General features: G+C 75.1%; 16 protein-coding genes. 6 read left to right on the plus strand and 10 right to left on the minus strand.

The features are described 5' to 3' along the window. Positions 1-24 precede the first annotated feature (24 nt). The 3 genes from ACIOHG_RS33915 to ACIOHG_RS33925 all read right to left on the minus strand — a co-directional run bounded on the left by ACIOHG_RS33915 (position 25) and on the right by ACIOHG_RS33925 (position 7,172). Entirely contained in the window at positions 25-4,599 is a 4,575-nt protein-coding gene (locus tag ACIOHG_RS33915; protein WP_400956396.1) for a hypothetical protein, read from the minus strand. A 79-nt stretch (positions 4,600-4,678) separates the two neighbouring features. Beyond that, a complete protein-coding gene (locus tag ACIOHG_RS33920; RefSeq protein ID WP_400956398.1) occupies positions 4,679-5,560 on the minus strand; it encodes a hypothetical protein in 882 nt (293 codons plus the stop codon). Between the two features lie 79 nt (positions 5,561-5,639). After that, positions 5,640-7,172: a hypothetical protein gene (locus ACIOHG_RS33925; RefSeq protein ID WP_400956400.1), complete on the minus strand. Its 1,533-nt coding sequence runs from the start codon at positions 7,170-7,172 to the stop codon at positions 5,640-5,642. 155 nt (positions 7,173-7,327) lie between these two features. On the opposite strand from ACIOHG_RS33925, the gene ACIOHG_RS33930 reads away from it, so the two are divergent. Then, positions 7,328-7,927: a hypothetical protein gene (locus tag ACIOHG_RS33930; protein WP_400956403.1), complete on the plus strand. Its 600-nt coding sequence runs from the start codon at positions 7,328-7,330 to the stop codon at positions 7,925-7,927. 188 nt (positions 7,928-8,115) lie between these two features. On the opposite strand, the gene ACIOHG_RS33935 is transcribed toward ACIOHG_RS33930, so the two are convergent. The 3 genes from ACIOHG_RS33935 to ACIOHG_RS33945 form a co-directional block, all read right to left on the minus strand. After that, entirely contained in the window at positions 8,116-8,553 is a 438-nt protein-coding gene (locus ACIOHG_RS33935; RefSeq protein ID WP_400956405.1) for a hypothetical protein, read from the minus strand. A gap of 151 nt (positions 8,554-8,704) precedes the next feature. Next, positions 8,705-9,769 (minus strand): DUF2804 domain-containing protein, encoded by a 1,065-nt coding sequence (locus tag ACIOHG_RS33940; RefSeq protein ID WP_400956407.1) that lies wholly within the window; start codon positions 9,767-9,769, stop codon positions 8,705-8,707. Between the two features lie 227 nt (positions 9,770-9,996). Further along, the gene (locus ACIOHG_RS33945; protein WP_400956409.1) at positions 9,997-11,517 is read right to left on the minus strand and encodes an MFS transporter; all 1,521 of its coding nucleotides are present in this window, start codon (positions 11,515-11,517) and stop codon (positions 9,997-9,999) included. A 230-nt stretch (positions 11,518-11,747) separates the two neighbouring features. On the opposite strand from ACIOHG_RS33945, the gene ACIOHG_RS33950 reads away from it, so the two are divergent. Together ACIOHG_RS33950 and ACIOHG_RS33955 are read left to right on the plus strand one after the other, a co-directional pair. After that, a complete protein-coding gene (locus tag ACIOHG_RS33950) occupies positions 11,748-12,209 on the plus strand; it encodes a MarR family winged helix-turn-helix transcriptional regulator (RefSeq protein WP_400956412.1) in 462 nt (153 codons plus the stop codon). 232 nt (positions 12,210-12,441) lie between these two features. Beyond that, positions 12,442-13,206, plus strand: a complete 765-nt coding sequence (locus tag ACIOHG_RS33955) for a LamB/YcsF family protein (protein ID WP_400956415.1) — start codon at positions 12,442-12,444, stop codon at positions 13,204-13,206. A 102-nt stretch (positions 13,207-13,308) separates the two neighbouring features. Here the strand turns inward: ACIOHG_RS33955 and ACIOHG_RS33960 are convergent, their stop codons facing one another. Then, complete coding sequence (locus ACIOHG_RS33960) at positions 13,309-13,452, minus strand: hypothetical protein (RefSeq protein WP_400956417.1); 144 nt, start codon at positions 13,450-13,452, stop codon at positions 13,309-13,311. Positions 13,453-14,603: 1,151 nt separating this feature from the next. Between ACIOHG_RS33960 and ACIOHG_RS33965 the strand changes: the two genes are divergently transcribed. Together ACIOHG_RS33965 and ACIOHG_RS33970 are read left to right on the plus strand one after the other, a co-directional pair. Next, a complete protein-coding gene (locus ACIOHG_RS33965) occupies positions 14,604-15,581 on the plus strand; it encodes a DNA gyrase subunit B (RefSeq protein ID WP_400956420.1) in 978 nt (325 codons plus the stop codon). A 114-nt stretch (positions 15,582-15,695) separates the two neighbouring features. Further along, entirely contained in the window at positions 15,696-16,757 is a 1,062-nt protein-coding gene (locus ACIOHG_RS33970) for a DNA gyrase subunit B (RefSeq protein WP_400956423.1), read from the plus strand. Here the strand turns inward: ACIOHG_RS33970 and ACIOHG_RS33975 are convergent. Next, positions 16,690-17,391 (minus strand): B3/4 domain-containing protein, encoded by a 702-nt coding sequence (locus tag ACIOHG_RS33975; RefSeq protein ID WP_400956426.1) that lies wholly within the window; start codon positions 17,389-17,391, stop codon positions 16,690-16,692. The genes ACIOHG_RS33970 and ACIOHG_RS33975 overlap by 68 nt on opposite strands. Before the next feature lie 139 nt (positions 17,392-17,530). Further along, on the minus strand, positions 17,531-18,367 hold the full coding sequence (locus ACIOHG_RS33980) for an EamA family transporter (protein WP_400956428.1): 837 nt from the start codon (positions 18,365-18,367) through the stop codon (positions 17,531-17,533). Positions 18,368-18,512: 145 nt separating this feature from the next. Here ACIOHG_RS33980 and ACIOHG_RS33985 point away from each other — a divergent pair, with 145 nt between their 5' ends. Continuing rightward, positions 18,513-19,175: a GNAT family N-acetyltransferase gene (locus ACIOHG_RS33985; RefSeq protein ID WP_400956431.1), complete on the plus strand. Its 663-nt coding sequence runs from the start codon at positions 18,513-18,515 to the stop codon at positions 19,173-19,175. 7 nt (positions 19,176-19,182) lie between these two features. Here ACIOHG_RS33985 and ACIOHG_RS33990 read toward each other — a convergent pair whose 3' ends face one another. Then, a complete protein-coding gene (locus tag ACIOHG_RS33990) occupies positions 19,183-20,502 on the minus strand; it encodes an acyl-CoA thioesterase/bile acid-CoA:amino acid N-acyltransferase family protein (RefSeq protein WP_400956434.1) in 1,320 nt (439 codons plus the stop codon). Positions 20,503-20,616: the final 114 nt, after the last annotated feature.

A 20,616-nucleotide genomic window follows, 5' to 3' on the forward strand; every position in this document is an offset into this window, starting at 1 on the left:
GACGGGGGCCGTCGGCGTTCCCGGCTACTCCTGCTCGGCCGCGGGCCCGGCGACGGCCTCCGGGCGGCGGAACACCCGGGTCGCGGTGATCTCGCCGTGGATGGTCGGGCCGTCCGGGTCCTGGGGGGTGGGGAGGCCGGGGCGGAGGTGTTCCTCGACCGAGATGTACTTGAGGCCGGCCCGGAGGTCGGCGTCGTTGCGCAGGCGGATGACGAGCGGGAACTCGGCGAGTGCGGTGGTGTCGAACAGGCCGGTGGTGTAGATGAGTTGGACGCCGAGGGCGTCGGCGACGGCGCGCTGGAGCTCCAGCAGGTAGGTGGCGTTGGCGCGGCCGATCGGGTTGTCGAGGAAGAGCGTGCCGGCGTGCCGCAGCTGGGACTGGCCGCGGTCGTTGGCGCGCAGCGCGGCCATCGTGCAGTAGAGGGCGATGGCGGCGGTGAGCAGCTGGCCGCCGGAGAAGACGTCCGACATCTGGCCGACCGAGACGCGTTCGGCGCGCAGCACCGCGTCCGGCTTGAGGATCTCGACCGAGACGCCCTTGGGGCCGATCGCGGCGGCGACGCCGCGCAGCAGCAGGGACATGCCGTCGCGGCGCAGGTCGGAGTTCTTCTTGACGGCGGAGCGGGTGGCCTCGTCGATGACCTCGCCGAGCCGTTCGACCAGGACGGCGTGGTCGGGGTCCTCGAAGCGGATCCGCAGGAACTCCTGGCCGGACCACTCGCCCAGGCCCTCGGGGAGCCGGGACAGCCGCTGGGCGGCGCGCAGCGTGGTGAGGGAGGTCTCGACCAGGCCGCGCAGGCGGTCGACGATGGAGGCGCGGTTGCGTTCCAGCTGGGCGAGTTCGTCGGTGAGGACCCGCAGCCGGGGCGCGAACGCGGCGGCCCAGGCGGCGGCGTGGTCGGGCAGCGCGGCGGCGGGCAGTTCGCGGATCTGCTGCCGGGCGGGGGTGCGGACGGCCTCGTAGCGGGCCGCGTTGGCGTGCCGGACGAGGGCGTCGGCGGCGTCCCGGACGGCGAGTTCGGCGCCGGTGAGTTCGGTGGCGGCGGTGCGCATGGCGCGGCGGGTGTCGGTGACGGCGGCGCGGGCGGCGGCGAGTCCGCCGAGGTAGGTGTCGGCGGTCGGGTCGGTCTCCTCGCCGTTGTCGCGCAGCGTCTCGCGGAGCTGGCCGGCGAGTTCCTCGAAGTCGGTGGCGGCGGCCTGGGCCTGGTCCAGGGTGCGCTGCAGGTCGGCGTGCTCGGTGCGGGCGGTGTCGACGCGTTCGCGGCGTTCGGCCAGCAGGGCGGTGGCGGTGCGCAGCAGCGCCTGGGCGTGTCCGGGGTCGGCGGGGAGCAGGTCCTCGGGGAGTTCGGTGTGGGCCGCGCCGTCGGCGGGGGCGGAGCGTTCGGCGTCGCCGCGCAGGCGGCCGACCTCCTCGGAGGCGGCGTCGGAGCGGGCCTCGATGAGGGCGACGAGTTCCTCGGCGCGGGCGGCGGCGGCCTGCCGGGCGGGGCCGTCGGCGCCGTCGGGGCTGGTCAGCAGTTCCTCGGCGCGGGCCTTGACCTTGTTGCTGAGGCGCTGGAGCTCGGTGGCGGCGGCGGTCTCCTCGCTCTCGGCGCGGGCCTGTTCGGCGCGCAGGTCGGCGCCGACGCCGACCTTCTCGTAGAGCTGGGCGGCGGCCCGGTACGCCTCGCGTAGGGCGGGCAGCGAGGCGGGGACCGGGCCGTTGGCGGCGGCGGTGTCGACGGCGGCGATCTCGGCGCGTTCGGCGCGCAGGGTGCGGGCGGTGCGGCGGGCGTCGTCGGCGGCGCGCTGGGCGGCGCGGCGGTCCTCGTCGCAGGTGCGGGCGCGTTCGGTGCAGGCGGCCTGGCGGCGTTCGCACTCGGCGGCGTCGTCGGCGAGTTCGCGCTGCCGGCGGGTCCAGTTGGCGCGTTCGCGGAGCCGGAAGGCGAGGCCGGCCAGCGCGTCGGCGCGGCGGCGGGTGCGCTGGATGGTCTCCCGGCACTCCTCGTGGCGGGCGGCGGCGGCCTGGTGCTCGGTCTCGGCGTCGGCGTGGTCGGCGCGCAGGGTGGCGAGTTCGGCGGCGGTGGCCTCGGCGCGGTCGGCGGCGGCCGCGGCCGCTTCGGCGAGTTCGGCGAGGGTGCCGGGCGGGCAGCTGGCGTGCCAGGAGGCGAGCCGGGCGGCGAGGGCGCGGTCGCCGCCGAGGCGGGCGGCGAGTTCGCGGATGTGCTCCTCGCGGTCGGTGGCGCGGGTGCGCAGGGCGCGGCGCTCGTCGTCGGCGGCGGTCTCGTTGTGCATGGCCGGGTTGGGCGGCACCAGGAAGAACGCCGGTTCGCCCTCGATCGGGGCGATCAGCGCGGCGGTGGTGCCGACGGCGACGGTGGAGCGCGGCAGCAGGGCGGCGGCGGCGAGCGCCTCGCGGGCCCGGTCGAGCGAGGCCGGGTCGGTGACGACGACGCCGTCGACGAGTTCGGGGCGGGCGGCGAGGATGGCGTCGTGGTCGGCGGGGTCGACGGACTGGGCGAGGTAGCGCCAGCCGGGGAGGGCGGGGATGCCCTGCTCGCCGAGGTACTCGACGGTGGCGAGGACGTCGGGGCCGGGCGGCAGCAGCCCGCCGTCGCCGAGCGCGGCGAGGATGCGGGAGTCGTCGGCGGCGGCGGTGCGCAGGTCGAACAGGGTGCGTTCGGCGGTGGCCACCGAGCGGTCCAGGAGTTCGCGCAGGTCCTCGGCACTGGCGTCGAGTTGACGGGACGCCAGGAAGCCTTCGCTCTCCTCGGCGCCGTCCTGGTAGGGCGTCAGGCCGAGCAGTTCGGCGAGCCGGGGTTCGGCGGCGAGCCGGGTGGCGGTGGCCTGTTCGGCGGCCAGCGCCCGCTCGGCGGCGGTGCGGGCGTCGGCGGCGCGGGCGGCGGCGAGTTCGGCGCGGGCCTCGGCGGCGGCGGCCTCGCGGACCCGGGCGGCGCTCTGCTCGGCGGCGGCGCGGGCCCGGTCGAGGTCCTCGGCGGCGGCGGCCTCGGCGTCGGCGGCGTGCAGGGCGGCCCGGGCCGGGTCGGGTTCGGCGCCGGAGTCGTCGATCCAGCCGGCCTCGACGGCGGCGGCGGTCTCCTGCTCGACCTCGGCGAGGCGCTGGCGGAGGTGTTCGGCCTCGGAGCGGGCCTTCTGCGCGGCGGTGGCGGCGGCGGTGGCCTCGGCGTGCGCGGTGGCGCCGTCCTCCTGGAGCTCGCCGGCCCGCAGTTCCTCCTGGTCGGCGCGGGTCTCGGCGCTCGCGGCGGCGGATTCGAGGGCCCGGGCGAGGGCGGCGGCGGCCCGGTCGCGGGCGGCGAGGGCCGGGGCGGCGTCGAGTTCGGCCTCCCGGATGGCGGCGGCGACCCGGCCTGCCCGGTCGGCGGCGGCCCGGTGCCGGAGCACCGCCTCGGCGGCCTGCCAGGCGGTGAACTGGGCGCGGGCGTCGGTGAGTTCGCGGCGCAGTCGGCCGGCCTCGGCGGTCGCGGCCTCCAGGCCGAGGGTGGCGTGCCGGTAGGTCAGTTCGGAGACGATCAGCGCGTGCCGGGTGCGGTCGGTCTCGGCGGCGGTGACGGCGCTCGCGGCGGCGGCGACCTCGACGGCCAGGTCGTGGGTGCGGTCGCGCTCGGCGGCGGAGCGGGCGGCGAGCGACAGCGCCAGCTTGCGGGTGCGGCGTTCGGCGGCCCGGTGGCCCTCCCGGACGGTCTCCCGGGCGGCGGTGGCGTCGACGATGCGCTGCAGCAGGTCGACCGAGCCGGCGGTGAAGTCGCGCTCGGCGGTGAGTTCGGCGCGCCGGCCGAGCTTGGCGGCGAAGCCGTGCACCAGGTCGGCGAGGCCGTCGGTGTCACGGGTGTCGGTGACGGCGCGCAGCAGCAGGTCGGTGAAGTCGGCGTCGTCGCGGACCGCGAACAGGCCGGCGGCCTCGCCCTCGTCGGCGTTCATCTCGCGCTGGTAGCGGAAGAGTTCGGGGTCGAGGCCGAGGGCGCCGAGGTGTTCGATCCAGCGGTCGTGGATCTCCTCGAAGGTGACGTCGAGGTGCGGCTGGGCCTTGGCGGCCTCGGTCAGCGCGTCGCGGAAGCCCTTCATGGTGCGGCGGCGGCCGCGGGCCCTGCCGTCGCCGGCCAGGCTGGGCCGCTCGGCGACCGGGAGGGCGTCCAGGGTGAGGCCGGGGCCGGGCCGGAAGGAGTACCAGAGTTCGGCGAACTTCCGCGGGTCGGAGGAGACTTGGCGACCGCGCCACTCGCTGACCTTGCCGACCACGACGAGTTCGCCGGTGACGGTGTGCTGCCACTCCAGGGCGACGTGGCCGCAGTCGTCGGCGAGCAGGAACTTGCGCAGCACGCCGGAGGAGGCGCCGCCGAGGGTGTTGCGGTGGCCGGGCAGCATCACCGAGAAGATCAGCTTGAGCAGCACGGACTTGCCGCCGCCGTTCTCCAGGAACAGCACGCCGGCGGGCGCGGGGCGGCGCTGCGGACCCTCGGGCTCCTCGCCGAACAGGCCGATCTGCTGCGGCTGCGGCTCGGGCACCGGCTCGCCGACTCCGCGCAGGTCGAGCACCGTGTCGGCGTAGCGCGCGCCCGCCGGTCCGATCGAGTAGAGGCGGACCCGGTTCAGCTCGTACATGTGCGGTGGTTCTCCTGGAGCGGTCAGTGCAGAGGGAGTTGACGGTGCGTCAGGGATCGGTGGATCAGGGGTCGGGGGGTCAGAGCGCGTGGAAGGGCAGGCCGGCGTCGGCGACCAGGTCGTCGGTCTCGTCGGGCGGCGCCAGGGTGGCGGTGCCGTCGCTGACCGGGACGACGCCCAGGTCGAGGAGTTCGGCCATCGCGGCGCCGCCGGCCAGGTCGCGGACCTGCAACTGGTAGCGGGCAGTGGTGCGGTAGGTGCCGCCGGCGTCGTCGGAGGTCTTCTGCAGGAAGCCGGAGTCGACCAGGAAGGACACCGCCTTGGAGACGATGCCGGTGGTGGAGCCGGCCAGCCGGCGGGCGTCCTTGGTGGCGCCGGTGGCGGAGCGGCGGGCCCAGACCCGCCAGGCGGCCTCCAGGCCGGGGGCGTCGCTGGCCGGGTCGGTGTTGGCGCCCGCGGCCTCGGCGCGCTCCTCCAGTCGGCGGCACGCCTGCCGGACGAAGGCGTCCACGCCGTTGACGGTGACCCGGCCGAGGTAGCCCTCGTCGGCGAGGTCCTCGGGGCGCGGGAAGGCGAGCGCGGCGACCGCGAGGTGGGCCAGGCCGTGCAGGAAGCGGTCGGTGGACTCGGCGGCGGCCCGGCGCGAGTAGTCGCCCATCCGGACCGCGAACACCGAGTCCTCGGCGGCCGCCACCGCCATGCCGGCCCGCGCCGAGACCTCCAGCACCACCAGGCCCATGCCGGTCGCCACGGCGTCGGCGAGCCGGCCGAACGGCGGGTCCTCCCGGTAGCGGCGCACCAGTTCGCCGTACTCGGCGTCCCGGGCGGGCAGCAGCTTGGCCTGCAGGCCGAAGGAGACCAGCCGGGCGGCCTCGGCGACGTCCGCCGGGCTGATCGGCGCGGGGGCGGCGGCGGCCGGTTCGCTCTCGGGCGGTGTCCACGCCTCGCTGGTGGTGGTCATCCGAGGGCTCCTTCGGTGCGGGCGGGTCGGGTCGTGCGGGCAGGGCCGGTTTCACGGGGGCTGCGGGCGGCGGGGCGGGTCACACGGCGTCCTTGCGGTCGGCGGCCATGCCGACGGCGTCCAGCAGGGCGCTGCCGACGATCAGGTCGGCGCCGCCGAAGCCGGGGTCGTCCAGCCGGGTGCCGTCGTCGACGGCGAGCAGCAGGCGTTCCTCGCCCTGCCGGTAGGCGGTGCCGACCGGGGGGCTGGCCGCGTGCACGGCCAGCAGGGTGACCAGGTAGGCGAGTTCCTCACCGTCCCGGTCCTCCTCCTCGTCGAGGTCGCGGGCCCGGCGGCGGGCGTCGGCGAGCAGGCCGGAGAGCCGGCGGGGGGCGTCGGCGGGCAGGTCGAGCAGTTCCAGCGCGGTCTCCAGCTGGGCCTCGGAGAAGCGGCTGTCGTCGGGGGTGGCGACCAGGTCGGGCTCGGGGAGTTCGGCGCCGAGGTGCTCGCGTTCGACGGGCGGGGTGAACAGCAGGTCGACCAGGTCGGCGAGGCGGACCGAGACGGGGGTGCGCAGGCCGGTGCCGCGGGCGAAGAACGCGTCGGTGGGGCGGACCGCGTCGGCCAGCGGGAGCGTGAGGACCGGGGCGAGGAGTTGACCGTAGAGGTCGATGCCGATCCGCGCGGCGGGGGTGGAGAACGCCTGCCGGTCCTGTTCGGCGCGGAACAGCGGGCCCGCCTCGAGCAGCCGGGTCTGGAGCTGGGTGTGGCGGCGGATGCAGTCCTTGACGATGTCGACCAGCTCGGCGGCGCGGCGCTTGTGCTCGGCGTCCACGCTCTCGTCCCGGGCCTTGCGGATGTTGGTGAGGATCGCGTTCTCGTGCCGGTACCGGTCGGCGATGTGGTCGAGCGCCTCGTCGATCAGGTCGGGGACGGTCTCCATCCAGTCGACCGCGCGGACGTTGCGCCGGGTCGCCTCCAGGGCGCGGCGGAGCGTCTCGGCGTACTGGACGGTGCGGTAGCGGGCCTGCTCGGCGGCGAGTTGGGCGTCGGCGAGGCGGCCGCGGCGGATCAGCACCTCCAGCTTGACCTCGGCGGCGATCTGGGCGCTCGTCACGTCGGTGTCGAGCGCGCCGACCAGCACGTTGACGGCCTCGTCGGTGGTGCGCAGGTACACCCCGCCGTCCTGGCCGGGGACTTCCTCGATCAGCTTGAAGTCGTAGTCGCGGCGGACGTACTCGCCGTCCGGGCCGAAGGTGCCGTAGACGGCACGGAAGCCGCGGTCCACACTGCCGACGTTGATCAGCGACTCCAGCACCCAGCGGGCCACCCGCTCGTGCTCGGCGGCGGCGCGGCCCGGGTTCTGGGCGGCGATCCGCGGCAGCAGCCGGCCCAGCACTATGTCGCGGTCGGCGCCGGTGTCGAAGTCCATGTTCAGGGTGACCAGGTCGATCGCGGCCAGGCCGACCTCGGCCATGGTGTACGAGGCGTACTCGCCGGCCAGGTTGACCTTGCGGCTGTCCAGGTCGTGCAGCGGCGCGGTGCAGGCCAGCGCCTTGAGCCGACGGGCGAGTCCCTCGTCCGCGGCCGGGCCGGGGGCGGGCCGGGTGGGCTGGTCTGCGATGGCGGTCACGGGGGACAAGATTAGGGCTTTCCGCGGACAGGTCCGAAAAACCCCCTTTGGGGCGAGCTGTCCGGGCGTGTTGAACGCGTTCAAATTCAGGTCTAGAGTCCTTTCCGCGACACCGTGTGCCGCCTCCGGCACCCGCGTCATGGAGGGGACTCCCCATGTCCGACATCGCCACCGCCCCGGCCGGTTCCACCGTCTCCGAACCCGGCCCCGCACCGTCCGCCGGGCTCGCGCCGGTCCGGCGCAGTATCAAGCGCTGGCTGTGGCTGTTCGTCGTCTGCCTGGTACTCAGCGGCGCGACCGCGTTCCCGCTGCAGACCGAGACCGAACTGCTCGCCCGGATCGTCGACGCGACCGGGCTGGACTCCGCCCTCCCCGCCGTCGACCGCTGGGTGCACCACGTCCGCACCGGCGTCGCCGCGGGCTACGGCAGCTACCCCTTCCTCGCCTACGGCACCGACTGGCTGGCCTTCGCCCACCTGGTGATCGCCGCCGCCTTCTGGGGCCCGCTGCGCGACCCGGTCCGCAACATCTGGGTGGTCCGCTGGGCGATGATCGCCTGCGGCGGCGTCATCCCGCTCGCCCTGATCTGCGGCCCGCTGCGCGGCATACCCGTGTTCTGGCAATTCGTCGACATGTCGTTCGGCGTCGTCGGCGTCGTCCCGCTGCTGATCGTGCACCGGAAGATCCGCCGGCTGGAGTGGGAGCAGGCCCTCGCCGCGCACCACGACTTCGCCCGGGTCATGCCCTGCCCCTGAGCGGCGGGCACGCCGGAAGGCCCGGAGGACTGCGGGGGCGCGGTCGGCCGGGCCTTCCGGCGTTCCGGGCCCCTCCGGCGTGCGGGCCCTCCGGTGTTCCGGGCCTCCGGCGTGCGGGCCCTCCGGTGTTCGGGCCTTCCGGCGTTCGGGGCGGAGCGGGACCGGGTCGGGCGGCTGGGGCGGGTGGGTCACCTCGGGGGTCGGCGGGTGGTGAGGAGGAGGTCGCCCTGCCAGGACTCGCAGCGGACCGTCCCGGTGGGGAAGTCGAGTTCGAGGGCGGTGCGGCCGGTGCCCGGGGTGCGCTCCTCGCGGGCGGCGAGGACGGGTTGGCCGAGGTACGGGGTGAGCGGGGTCCCGGTCGGGGCGGGGCGGACGTCGAGGCGGCCCCACTCCCCCAGGTCCAGGTCGGTGTGCGGCTGTCCGTCCTCGACGATCAGGCACCAGTCGCTGCCGGTGCCGACGAAGGTGCAGCCGCCCCGGTCGTCGCGCAGCCAGACCACCACGGGCTCCGGGGCCCGCTCCCCCTCGTACGCGTACCAGGACGCGACCACCCCGGTGAGCCGCCGCCCCACCAGCGCGGCAGGGTCGAGCCCGGGGCCGTGGGCGGAGCACGGACGGTCGTTCACGGAAGGGGATGCCGGCCGGACCGGGCCGCCAGGGGCCGACGGAGCACGAGCAGGCGGGTCCGATGCGAGGAGCAGCACGGCTTCGGGTGCGGGGAGTGGTGCGGCTTCGGGTGCGGGGAGCGGTGCGGCTTCCGGTCCGGGGCCACCCGGTTCACCAGCGCATCCGGACGTCCTCGGCCCAGCCCAACAGTCGGTCCACGGCGATCCGTTCGCCCGCGTCGGTGCGGACGCTGCCCCGGTAGTAGCCGAAGCACTGGTCGGTGCGGTTGGCGATCAGGCCGGTCTCGGTGCGGGTGCGGCGGTCGTGGAAGGGGGTGAAGGTGAGGTCGACCTGGTCGTTGTCCGGGGTGGTGATCCGCCAGGGGCCGAGCGGGGCGGCGGGGTCGTACTGCCAGTCGAGTTCGGCGCCGAGTTTGGTGAGGCGGCCGTCCACGCAGAGGGCGTTCTCGGTGGCGCCGGTGCCGACCGTCCACTGCCCGCCGAACTGCAGGCCGACGGTGCGGCCGTCGGTCCGGCCGGACGCGGCCCCCCAGTTCCAGCCGAGCGAGCGCGGCCAGCGGCCCCGTCCGTGGTCGAGCGTGCCCCAGGCGTCGTGGTCGAAGGCGTACGTGCGGTCGCCCAGCCGGACGGTGCCGGTGGCGGGGCGCGCGGTGTGCTTGGAGGTGTACTGAAAGCGCTTTCCGTCCCAGGGGACGACCACGCTCAGCGTCTCGTGCCCGGCGGGCAGCGCGACCAGCAGGTCGACCTCCAGGCGGCGCAGGTCCGCGGTGAGGGCGCGGGCCCGCAGCCGGGTGCCGCCCGGCTCCTGACCGATCGTCACCCGGACGTCGCGGCGGCCGGGCCGCTCCGGGCCGACGGCGAGATCGGCGCCGTGCGGGCCGCCGGAGCCGGCGATGCCCTCCGGGAGGACGGTGGGGCGGTTCGGGAAGCCCGGGGCGATGGCGGTGCGCTCGTGGTCCTCCAACACGCTGTGCTCGTCCCAGGAGAGGAAGTACACCGCGTTCAGGGTGAGGTAGTCGAGGTCGGAGACAGTGAGCGCGACCAGGTGCGAGGGCGTGCTGACGCACCAGTACTCCCACCGCTTGGTGCGGCCCCAGCCCTGGAGGTTGCCGCGGTGCAGCGGGGTCCGCGACCAGCCGACCGCGTCGGGGGCGAGGGTGCCGTCCGGGCGGCACAGGTCGACGGGTTCGGTGATCTCACGTTCATGGGTCGCCATTCGCGCACCCTACTTCGGCGACCCCGGCGACGGACCGGGGCGACGCGCCGAGGTCACGCGTCGGGGCGGTACGTCGGGACGGTGCGTCGGGGCGACGGGCCGCCCGCACCGGGTGGGGTGCGGACGGCCCGTCAGGACGCTTCGGCGGCGGCCGGTTCGGGGCTGCCGGTTCGGGGCTGCCGGTTCGGGGTGGGCGCCCCTGGGTCGGACGCCCCGGGCGCAGGCGGCTATTTCGCGGCCGTGCCCTCGGTCGCGGCCTGCGGCGCCGCGTCCTGCGGGGCGCCGCCCGGCACGCTGCGGAGGCCGCCGACGTTCCCGCCACCGGTACCCGTGCCCGTGCCCGTACTCGCGTTCGCGCTGGCGCCCGCCGCCCGGCGGACGCCCGGGATGGCGAGGGTGATCAGGGCGGCGGCCACCGCCGCGCCCGCGCCGATCAGGAAGGCGGTGCGGAAACCGCTTTCCGACGGCAGCGCGTGGCCGTGGAAGTCGGTGGTCAGGTGGGCCAGCACCACGCCGATGACGGCGGAGGAGCTGGAGGTGCCGATGGAGCGCATCAGCGTGTTGAGGCCGTTGGCGGCGGCGGTCTCGGAGACCGGGACGGCGCCCATGATCAGTGCGGGCATGGCCGCGTAGGCGAACGCGATGCCGCCGCTGATCAGGCAGGAGAACACCAGGACGCCCCAGGGGTGGTCCATCAGGGCGAGGGCGGAGAGGTGGCCGGCGGTGATGACCACGGCGCCGACCAGCAGCGAGACCTTGGGGCCCTTGGCCCGGGACAGCTTGGCGGAGATCGGGGAGAGCAGCATCATCACCAGGCCGGCGGGGGCCATCCACAGGCCCGCCTCGACCATCGACCGGCCCAGGCCGTAGCCGGTGGCGGTGGGCAGTTGGAGCAGTTGCGGGGAGACCAGGCTCATGGCGTACATGGCGAAGCCGATCACCACGGAGGCCAGGTTGGTCATCAGCACCTGGCGGCGGACGCTGGTGCGCAGGTCGACCAGCGGCTGCCCGGTGCGCAGCTCCCACCAGCCCCAGACCGGGAGCACCACGACGGCGGCGGCGAGCATGCCGAGGGTGCTGCCGGAACCCCAACCCCAGTCGCTGCCCTTGGAGATGGCGAGCAGCAGGGCGACCAGTCCGATCGTCAGACCGACCGCGCCGACCAGGTCGAAGCGGCCGCCGGAGCGCACCGGGGACTCCGGGACCAGGAGCAGGACGGCGACGGCGACCAGGACGCCGAGCGCGGCGGAGATCCAGAACAGGGCGTGCCAGCTGGCGCGCTGGGCGATGACGGCGGACAGCGGGAGGCCGAACGCGCCGCCGATGCCGAGCGAGGAGCTCATCAGCGCCATCGAGGAGCCGAGCTTCTGCGGGGGCAGTTCGTCGCGCATGATGCTGATGCCGAGCGGGATGACGCCCGCGCCGACGCCCTGCAGGGCGCGGCCGACCACCATCGGGGCGAGCGAGTCGGCGAGGCCGCAGACCACCGAGCCGACGACCAGCAGGGCGAGGCTGACCAGCAGGACGCGGCGCTTGCCGTACATGTCGCCGAGCCGGCCGAGCACGGGGGTGGCGACCGCGCCGGCCAGCAGGGTCGCGGTGATCGCCCAGGAGGCGTTGGCGGCGCTGGTGTGCAGCAGGTTCGGCAGGTCGGGGATCAGCGGGACGACCAGGGTCTGCATCAGCGAGACCACGATGCCCGCGCCGGCGAGCACTCCGACGACGGGACCGGTACGTGCCTGACTCATGGGGGTTCTTCTCATCTCTTCTGGTCGCTCCGGATCGCTCCGGTCGCTCCGGTCGCTCCGGATCTCTCCGGAGCGATCCGGTCTCTCCGGTCTTCTCCGGTCGCGCATCGCGGGGCGGCTCCGAGCCGCCGACTCCATGTGCATGATGCACATAATGTGTACCATACACATGATGCTCCGGCGCGATATGCTGCCGAAAAACGACGCGGTGGACGGAGGAGGCGGAACGCATGCGGCGCGACCGGGAACTCGCCCTGATCGAGCGGGAGATCATGCTGCTCGGCCGCCACCAGGTCCTCGCCTCCGCCCGCACCTCCGGCAGCCCCGACAGCCTGGAGCGCAGCGCCTACACGCTGCTCAGCCGGATCGAGACCGAGGGCCCGCTGACCATCGGGCAGCTCGCCGAGGCGTTCGGGCTGGACACCTCCACCGTCAACCGGCAGACTGCGGCGATGCTGCGCGCCGGGCTGGTCGACCGCATCCCCGACCCGGACGGCGGGGTGGCCCGCAAGCTGCGGATCACCGCGGAGGGCCTGCGCCGCCTGCACGCCGACCGCGACTGGTCGATCGCGGGCCTGTCCCGGGTGGTCGACGGCTGGACGGCCGCCGACCTGGCCGGTTTCGCCGCCGTCCTGGAGCGCTTCAACCGGGACATCGAACGGCTCCAGGGCCGGCCCTGGCCGCGCGCCTGACGACCGGCCGCCCACCGCTCCGGCCGTCCCGACCGGACGGTCCGGTCGTCCCGGGCCGCCGCTCCGACCGCCCCGCTCCCCCGCCCGGGTAAAACCTGTCGCCCGGCCCCCGGGCACCGCCCACGGCGAAACGATCAGGCCCTACCATCACCCCCAGGAGCGGCATCCGGGTGTCCGGGCGGCCGGGGCGCTCCGCGCGCGAAAGGGCGGACGAGGCACAGTGGCCGAAGCGGTGATCGATCTCAATGCGGACCTCGGCGAGGGCTTCGGACGCTGGAGCCTCACCGACGACGACGCCCTGCTGTCGGTGGTCACCAGCGCCAACGTCGCCTGCGGCTTCCACGCCGGCGACCCCTCCACGATGCGCCGGGTCTGCGCGCTGGCCGCCGAGCGCGGGGTGCGGATCGGCGCCCAGGTGTCCTACCGCGACCTGGCCGGCTTCGGCCGCCGCGCGATGGACGTCCCGTCGGAGGAGTTGGCCGACGAGATCGCCTACCAGATCGGCGCGCTCCAGGTGTTCGCCCGCGCGGCCGGCTCCCGGGTCTCCTACGTGAAGCCGCACGGCGCCCTCTACAACCGGGTCGTGCACGACAACGAGCAGGCGGAGGCGGTGGTTTCGGGCGTCCTGCGGGCCGGGGCGGTCTGTGACGGCCCGCTGCCGCTGCTCGGCCTGCCCGGCTCCCGGCTGCTCACCGTCGCCGAGGGCGTCGGACTCCCCGTCGTCGCCGAGGCGTTCGCCGACCGCGCCTACACCTGGGCCGGCACCCTCGTCCCGCGCCGCGACCCCGGGGCGGTCGTGCACGACCCCGAGGCGGTGATCGCCCGGGCCGTCGGGATCGCCCGCGACGGCACCGTCACCGCGCTCGGCGGCGAGCCGGTCGCGGTCGCCGCCCGCTCGCTGTGCGTGCACGGCGACACCCCCGGAGCCGCCCAACTCGCCTGGCGGGTACGGGGAGCGCTGGCCACCGCGGGCGTCCGCGTCGAGGCCTTCAGCTGACCTTCCGGACGGTCGCAGCACCGCCTCCGCCCGCCGTTTCCGCCCCGGAGACCGGCTCTGACCGGAGGTCCGTGACCTTCGCAGGGTGTACTCGACTGCCGGTCAGCAGTGGGAGCAGTCACGCATCGGGGTGTCGGGGAAGGTGTCGTTCCCTTCCAGCCAGTCGGTCAGCCACTCCGCCAGGGTGTACTTCTCCAGGAACAGGAAGTGGCGGTCGCAGAGCCCGTTCGGGTCGATACCCCACATGTCGCCCTGCGGTGTGCTGAGGTCGATGCACCAGCAGCCGCGGCAGGGGGTGGCCGACAGCGGCCTCGACCGGAACAGGCGGAGGAAGCTCGTTGGCCTCGGCGAACTCGCGGACCTTGGCGATGATCTCGTCGTCGGTCCACGCTGCGGGGTTGGTCATGGCCCGGACCATAGATGACCACGCCGACCACGGCCGGGGCCCTGGTGACAACCGCGTCAGGATCCGAATGCGAAGGTGTCGGAACGAGGCCTGGCCGCACATGGCCCTTTTGAGCGCTTTACCCCGGTTCACCTTGCCTTCGACCTTGCCGGAGCTCCATTCGAGGGTGAGGCCGGCGGCGAGGTCGTGGCGGAGGAAGCCGGCGCACGAGCGCATCGGCGCGGGAGCGTCCTGCTCGGCCTGGCGGATCCAGTCGGGGAGGAGGGTCCCGAGGCAGTTGGTCATCCGGCCGTGGAAGCATCCGGGTGGGAGCCGCTCGCCGGGCGGCGCGGGCTGCCGGTCGACGTCTCGGCGGCCGTGCGGGCGGACTTCGAAACGTACCCGGATACGCACAGCCCGACATGGGTGAGTTGGGCGGAACTGGCCCAGGTCCACCTGGCTGCGTCGCCTGCGGGCCTGCGAGGAGCGGTCGTGCTTCGGGACCCGACCGGCCCGCACCCGCACCTGGAGCGCTGGTTCTGGGTCGGCGAGCAGTGGTACTCGGAAGAGCCGCTGCAGCTGACGGGGCCCCATGTCGACGGCCGGAGCCCGGCGGAACTGCCCTTCGGCGGCGACGGCGCCAGGCTCGTCGTGTACTTCGCCCGACCGGGACATCACCTCGGTTGCAACGCACGGCCGCCCGGTGGGCGATCTCAACCCGACGGGCGCCCAGAAGTCCCCACCGGCCTGTCCGGTCGTTCACGGAATCACGGCCATGGCCTGGAAAATTCTTCGAATTCGTGCCGCCGCGCGCGCCCGGGAAGGCCCCGTGACGGCCCTGCGGCGGTACCCCGCCCGCCCGCCGGGGCGCCCTCGGAGTGGGGCGGCGGGCCCCCGCCGCGACCCCTCGCGCCGGGCCGTACACGACCTCGCCGCATAGCCTCTGACCTGGTGTTTTCTTGGATTTCCCCTAGGGTGGCAGCACTGCCGGACTCCATCGGAGGGGACAACTGTGAGCCAGGGGAACCACACGTACGACGCTTCGCAGATCAAGGTGTTGGAAGGGCTTGACGCGGTCCGCGGCCGGCCCGGGATGTACATCGGCAGCACGGGGGAACGCGGCCTGCACGGCCTGGTGCTGACGGCGATTGACCGGACAGTGAACGAGGTGCTGGCCGGCCGGGCCCGCAGCGTGGAGGTAACGCTGCTGGCCGACGGCGCCGTCCGGGTCGCGCACGACGGCGACAGCTGGACCGATCCCGAAGACGCCGAGCTGGCCGTCCAGTTGGAGCGGCTCCCCGGGCGCTGGTGGCCGTACGACCGGCGCTGCGTGGTCTCCTGGTTCGACCTCGGACTGGCCGTCGTCAATGCGCTCTCCGACCGGCTCACCGTCCAGGACCGGAAGGACGGCGAACTCCGCTCGCTGGCCTACGAGTTCGGCCGCTCCGTCCCGGCGCCCCCGGTCGCTCCGGCCACCGGGGCGGTGCTCACCTTCCGGCCGGACCCGGGGATCTTCCCGGGCGCCGTGCTCTCCTTCGACACCCTGGCCGAGCGGCTGCGTGAACTTGCTTTCCTCAACCGGGAATTGGACCTCACCCTGACCGGGGGCGGACACTCCGAACGCTTCCGCTCCCCCGGCGGCCTGCGCGACTACCTGGTCCACCTGTACGGCGAGGACCAGAACATCCACGCCTTCGAGCAGGACGTCCCCGCGATGGGCGGCACCCTGGAGGTCGCGTTCGTCCGCACCCACGGGCCGGACCGCCGCATCCGCTCCTTCGTCAACTCCTTCCCCACCCGCCACGGCACCCACGTCGAGGGCCTGCTCGACGGTGCCTGCACCCCGCACGAGGGCCTGACCGCGATCGTCTCGGTCAAACTCGACCGGGCCGAATTCGACGGCTGCCGACAGGACTTCCTGGCCAACGAACCCGTCCGGTCCGCTGTCGCCGAAGCCGTCCGACGGCACCTGGAAGAAGCCGGCCGGTGACCGCGAACGACGCCTCGATGATCGCCGCGCGGTCCGCCCTGGAGTCCTGTCCAGCCGAACACCCGAAGTGCACAGTCGAGTTGCCGTGCGCCCACTGACCGGAGGTGCCGACCGATGCCCGAACCGTACGGCCCCCGGGACCTCCTGGGGATCGACGCGATCCGCGGCCGGCCCGGCATGTTCATCGGCACGACCGGCGAACGCGGCCTGCACAACCTGGTCCACGAGGCCGTCGACCCGGCCCGCTACGAGGTGATGGAGGGGCGGGCCCGCCGGGTCGAAGTCGCCCTGCGCCCCGACGGGAGCGTCCGGGTCGAGCACGACGGGGGCTACCCGGTCGACCTGGCTAGAGAGTTGGGCCGAGCCCGGCAGACCCCCTGGCCGGCCGGCCCCCCGCAGAGCATCTGGTCCACTCCGCTGCTGGGCGTGGTGAACGCCCTGAGCGCACGGCTGACGGTGGTGGAGCGACGAAACGGGGTGACGGTCCGCCGGGAGTACGTGCGGGGAGAACGGTCCCTCGCCCCGACGGTCACCGGCCCCGCCGACCGGATCTCGACCACCCTCACCTTCCGGCCCGACCCCGAGCTCTTCGAACCGGACGCCGCGCTCTCCTTCGACGCCCTGGCCGAGCGCTTCCGCGAACTCGCCTTCCTGCACCGGGCGGCGGACCTCACCCTGACCGAGGGCGGACGCTCCGAGCGCTTCCACTCCCCCGGCGGCCTGCGCGACTACGTCGCCCACCTCGGCGGCGATCCCGCCGACACCCTCCTGGTCTCCCGCGCGGACGAACGGCCGGCGGGGCGGATGGAGCTGGCGCTCACCTGGTCCGTCCCGGGCGAGGGGCGGGTGCTGTCGTACGCCAACGAGCGGCCGCTGCACGGCGGTACGCAGCTGACCGGGCTCCGGGACGGGCTGGATGCCGCCTTCCGGGGGCGGGTGCCGGCCGGGCCGACGGCGGTGGTGTCGCTCTGGCTCGACCGGGTGGAACTGGAGGGGAGCTTGAAGGACGTGCTCGGGAACGGCCCGGTCCGGGAGGTCGTCGCCGAGGCGGTGCGGGAAGCGGTCGAAGCCCGGCGGGCCGGGGGCGGTCGGTCGGGCCGACGGTGGGTCAGAGGTCCGTCCGGGGGTGCTCCGGGTCCAGGTGGTGGACGGTCACCGTGGCGCAGTGGGGGGTGAGGAGTTCCACCAATTCGGCGGCGGCCGTGGCAGGCTGGGACGGGTCGGGGTGCAGGGTCTCCAGGACCAGGACGATGTCCGTGGCGTGTTCGGTGACCCGGGTGCGGTGGGCGTCGCGGTGGTTCCAGTGGCGGGTGAGGACGCCGGTGCCGTCGGTGTAGACCACCTCGCCGGGCTTCGGGCGTTCGACGGTGCCCGGCTCGCCGAGCGGGGTGAACTCCTCGGTCCCGTCGGCGCATCGGATCACCAGGTCGCCATCCACCGCCGCCAGGTCGAACGCCCCGGCGGGCAGGGCGTGCCGGACGGACACCGCGTTGTAGCAGTCGACGGCCGGATTGATCCGGGGCAGCGCGCCCTGCCTGGCCAGCCGCCGTCCGAGCGCGTCGACCGAGGGCCGGACCCGGCGCGGGTTGGTGCCGAAGGCCCGGTAGGCGGCGTGCCAGGCCGCGATCCGGGGATCGTGCTCGTCGGCGGGCCGCCAACTTCCGGCTGCGGCAAGGGACTCCAGCTCGGCGAGCGCCGCGGCCACGGCGGGCCAGGGTTCGGTGCCGCGCACGCCACGGGCGGTGACGGCGGCGATCCGGGTGGCGGGGAAGGCCGCGGCGACGGCGGGGTGCAGGTGGAGGGCGGTCATCGGGCGACTCCGGCGGTACGGGAACGGACGGGCATCGGGCTCGGGCCGGGGCTGGGCGGGCTCGGGATCGGGATCGGGATCGGGATCGAACCAGGGCGGGCTCACGGCGCCGGGCGGCGGGCGACGGGCACAAGGCAGCTCAGGCCAGGGCGAGCAGGCTCACCGCGACAGCCGCCGCGCCGAGGCCGGCGAGCTGGCCGCGGTGGATGCGTTCGGCCAGGACGGCGCGGGCCAGCAGGACGGTGCCCGCCGGGTAGAGGGCGGTGATCACGGCGACCACGGCGAGGTCGCCGCCCCGGGCGGCCAGCAGGAAGAGGACGCTGGCGGCGGAGTCCAGCACCCCGGCGGCCAGCGCCAGCGCGTAGGCGGGGCGCTCCGGGCCGAGGTGGCGGCGGCGGAGGGCGGCGGCGGCCAGGGTGAGGACGGAGGTGACGGCCCGGCCGACGATCAGCGGGGCGATGCCGCTGCCGGTCGGGGCCTGGTGCAGGCAGACCAGTTGGACGGCGATCGCGGCGCCCGCGCCGAAGGCGAGCAGCAGGGCGGGGCGGGTCACCCGGGCCGTTCCGTCGGCCGAGCCCGCGCTGACCAGGACCACGGCGACCAGGGCCAGCGGGAGGCCCACCAGGGCGGCGGCGCCCAGGTGTTCGCCCTGCAGCAGGCCGACGGAGACCGGCAGCACGGCCGAGACCAGGGCCGTCACCGGCGACAGCACGTTCATCGGGCCGATCGCCAGCGTCCGGTACAGCAGCGCGAAGGCCCCGGCGGAGGCGACGCCCGAGGCCGCGCCCCAGGCGACCGCGCCCGCCTCGAAGCGCGCGCCGAGCAGCGGCCACATCAGCAGTTCGACGGCCAGGCTGGCGGGCGCGGCGATCAGGACGGTGCGCAGCACGTGCGCGCGGCGGGACCCCAGGCCGCCGAGGAAGTCGGCGCAGCCGTAGGCCAGTGAACTGCCGAGGGCCAGCAGCAGAGCGATCATGACGCGTCTCCCCAGGTGGGCCGGAACGATTCGAAAGGTACAGCAGAGTGCACTAGGCAGGCCAACACAATGCTCTCCGTGCTTGTTCCGCCACCCAACGGGAAAGCGTTTGCCGCACCCCCGGACGCCATGTTCTGCTCGCCCCATGCCCACCCCGCACCCCGAACCCGCCCCACGCCTGCGCACCGCCCGTCTCGTCCTGCGCCGCTTCACCCCGGCCGACCTCCCCGCCGTCACCGCGCTCTGCGGCGACCCGCGGGTCATGCGGTACCTGGACGACGGCCGCCCGGTCCCCGCCGAACGGGTCGCGGCCGAGGTGCTGCCGGCCGTGCTGCGCGAGTACGCGGAACTGCCGGAGGGGCTCGGCCGCTGGGCGGTGGAGGCTGACAGCCGCTTCCTCGGCTGGGCCGCCCTGCGACCGGCCGACTCGGTGGGGCTGGAGCACGGCCCGAACGGCGGCCTGGAGCTCGGCTACCGGCTGCTGCCCTCCACCTGGGGCCGGGGCTACGCCACCGAGGCGGCCGCCGCGCTGCTGGCCGCCGCGTTCACCGAGCGGTACGCCGGGCGGCGCGCCGAACGGGTGGTGGCCACCACGATGACGGTCAACACGGCCTCGCGCCGGGTGCTGGAGCGGATCGGCCTGCGCCACGTCCGGACCTTCTTCGCGGACTGGCCGGACCCGATCCCGGGCAGCGAGCTCGGCGACGTGGTGTACGAGCTGACCCGCGCCGACCGGCCCCGCGTCGACCGGCCCCGGACCGATCGGGACCGGCAACAGGACCGGCAACGGGACCGGCAACAGGGCTGACGGCCGGTCAGGCGTCCAGGAAGGCCAGCACCTTCGGCCAGCCGTCCAGGCGGGCCGCCTCGTTGCCGGCGGGCATGCCGCCGAGGTGCAGCACCTCGCCGCCGGGGTGCGGATCGGTGGCGCCGGCCGGCAGGTAGGGGAGGATGCCCACCGCGTGGCCCGCGCCGGGGTAGAGCAGCGCCTGCCGCTGCGCCCCGTTCGCCACCGGTTCGCCGATCCGCCGGGCCCAGGCGGGGGACGGCCAGAGGGTGTCGGCCTCGCCCGCGACGGCCAGGACGGCGGCCGGTATCCGGTCCAGTGCGATCGGCCCGGCCGGGACGGGCGCGCCGTGCTCGGTCCAGGCCGCCCCGTCCGGAAGACCCCCGTTGACCCGGTCGGACGGGGAGTACACCACCACCCGGCGGACCAGGTCGGGTTGCTGTTCGGCGAGCAGCAGGGCGAGTTCGCTGCCGCGCGAGTAGCCGATCACGTCGATGCCGGTCGCCGTGGTGCCCGTGCGGGCGGCGAGCAGTCGGGCCGCGTCGGCGGCGTACTCGACCGGGATGTCCCGCAGGGTGGCGGGCAGGCCGGGGAGGCCGAAGTAGCCGAGCGAGAGCGCGGGGTGGCCGTGCGAGGCGAGCACGGCGGCCGTGGTCGGGTTGTCGCCGCCCTCGGAGCCGCCGACCAGCAGGACGGGCCGCCCGGCGGGCGTCCCGGCGGACGGCAGGTAGAGGGTGCCGGCCAGGCGGTCGGCGCCCGGGGTGAGCCGGGTGGCGGTGACGCCGTCGGCGGTCCACCGGCGGGTGACGGTCCGCTCGGCGACGATCCGGCCGTCCACGGTCGCGGTGATCCGCACCGGGAAGCCGTCCGGGCCCGCCGTACCCGCCGCACCGGTCGAACCGGCGGGGCTCGCCGAACCCGCAGCGTCCGCCGGGCCCACCGTGCCGTTCCAACTGGCCGCGCTGGCCGGACGGGGCGGGACGTAGAGGGTGGCACCGCCGCTGTTGGTGGGCAGCATCGACCAGAACAGGCCCATGCCGTCGGCCTGGGGGTAGGAGCCGCCGCTCTCCGGCGCCGTCCGGTCGACGTCCACCGTGCCGTGGCCGTCGGCCCGGAAGGTCGCGGTGGACTGCCAGCCGCGCCCGCGGAGGTCCGCGGCGTCCGCGGTGAGGGTGACCCGGCCGCCGGACGGCAGGCCGGTGACCCGGAGGTGGACCGGCCGGTCGGCGAGTTCGTCCGCGCCGTCGACGGCGAGCGCCGGGTGCGGGCCGCCGCCCGAGGTGCAGCCGGTGAGCAGCAGCGCGGCCAGGCCGAGCAGCACCGTCGACCGCCGAGTTGTCCAGACCATTTCCGCCCCCGTTCCCGTGGTGGCGCACTCCCGCCCACCCCCGGAGAAGACGGTACGGCAGCGAACAACGGGGCCGCGCAAAGGGGTTGGCACTGCACTCCGGGGCCGCCGGAA

Source organism: Kitasatospora sp. NPDC088134 (assembly GCF_044741705.1).
Lineage (GTDB): Bacteria > Actinomycetota > Actinomycetes > Streptomycetales > Streptomycetaceae > Kitasatospora.

Bases quoted from the DNA above. Each gene is read 5' to 3' on its own strand.
- ACIOHG_RS33940 (WP_400956407.1), bottom strand. From the start codon at position 9,769: ATGGCGACCCATGAACGTGAGATCACCGAACCCGTCGACCTGTGCCGC.
- ACIOHG_RS33985 (WP_400956431.1), top strand. From the start codon at position 18,513: ATGCCCACCCCGCACCCCGAACCCGCCCCACGCCTGCGCACCGCCCGT.
- ACIOHG_RS33920 (WP_400956398.1), bottom strand. From the start codon at position 5,560: ATGACCACCACCAGCGAGGCGTGGACACCGCCCGAGAGCGAACCGGCC.
- ACIOHG_RS33915 (WP_400956396.1), bottom strand. From the start codon at position 4,599: ATGTACGAGCTGAACCGGGTCCGCCTCTACTCGATCGGACCGGCGGGC.
- ACIOHG_RS33950 (WP_400956412.1), top strand. From the start codon at position 11,748: ATGCGGCGCGACCGGGAACTCGCCCTGATCGAGCGGGAGATCATGCTG.
- ACIOHG_RS33980 (WP_400956428.1), bottom strand. From the start codon at position 18,367: ATGATCGCTCTGCTGCTGGCCCTCGGCAGTTCACTGGCCTACGGCTGC.
- ACIOHG_RS33975 (WP_400956426.1), bottom strand. From the start codon at position 17,391: ATGACCGCCCTCCACCTGCACCCCGCCGTCGCCGCGGCCTTCCCCGCC.
- ACIOHG_RS33960 (WP_400956417.1), bottom strand. From the start codon at position 13,452: ATGTGGGGTATCGACCCGAACGGGCTCTGCGACCGCCACTTCCTGTTC.
- ACIOHG_RS33990 (WP_400956434.1), bottom strand. From the start codon at position 20,502: ATGGTCTGGACAACTCGGCGGTCGACGGTGCTGCTCGGCCTGGCCGCG.
- ACIOHG_RS33945 (WP_400956409.1), bottom strand. From the start codon at position 11,517: ATGAGTCAGGCACGTACCGGTCCCGTCGTCGGAGTGCTCGCCGGCGCG.
- ACIOHG_RS33970 (WP_400956423.1), top strand. From the start codon at position 15,696: ATGCCCGAACCGTACGGCCCCCGGGACCTCCTGGGGATCGACGCGATC.
- ACIOHG_RS33930 (WP_400956403.1), top strand. From the start codon at position 7,328: ATGTCCGACATCGCCACCGCCCCGGCCGGTTCCACCGTCTCCGAACCC.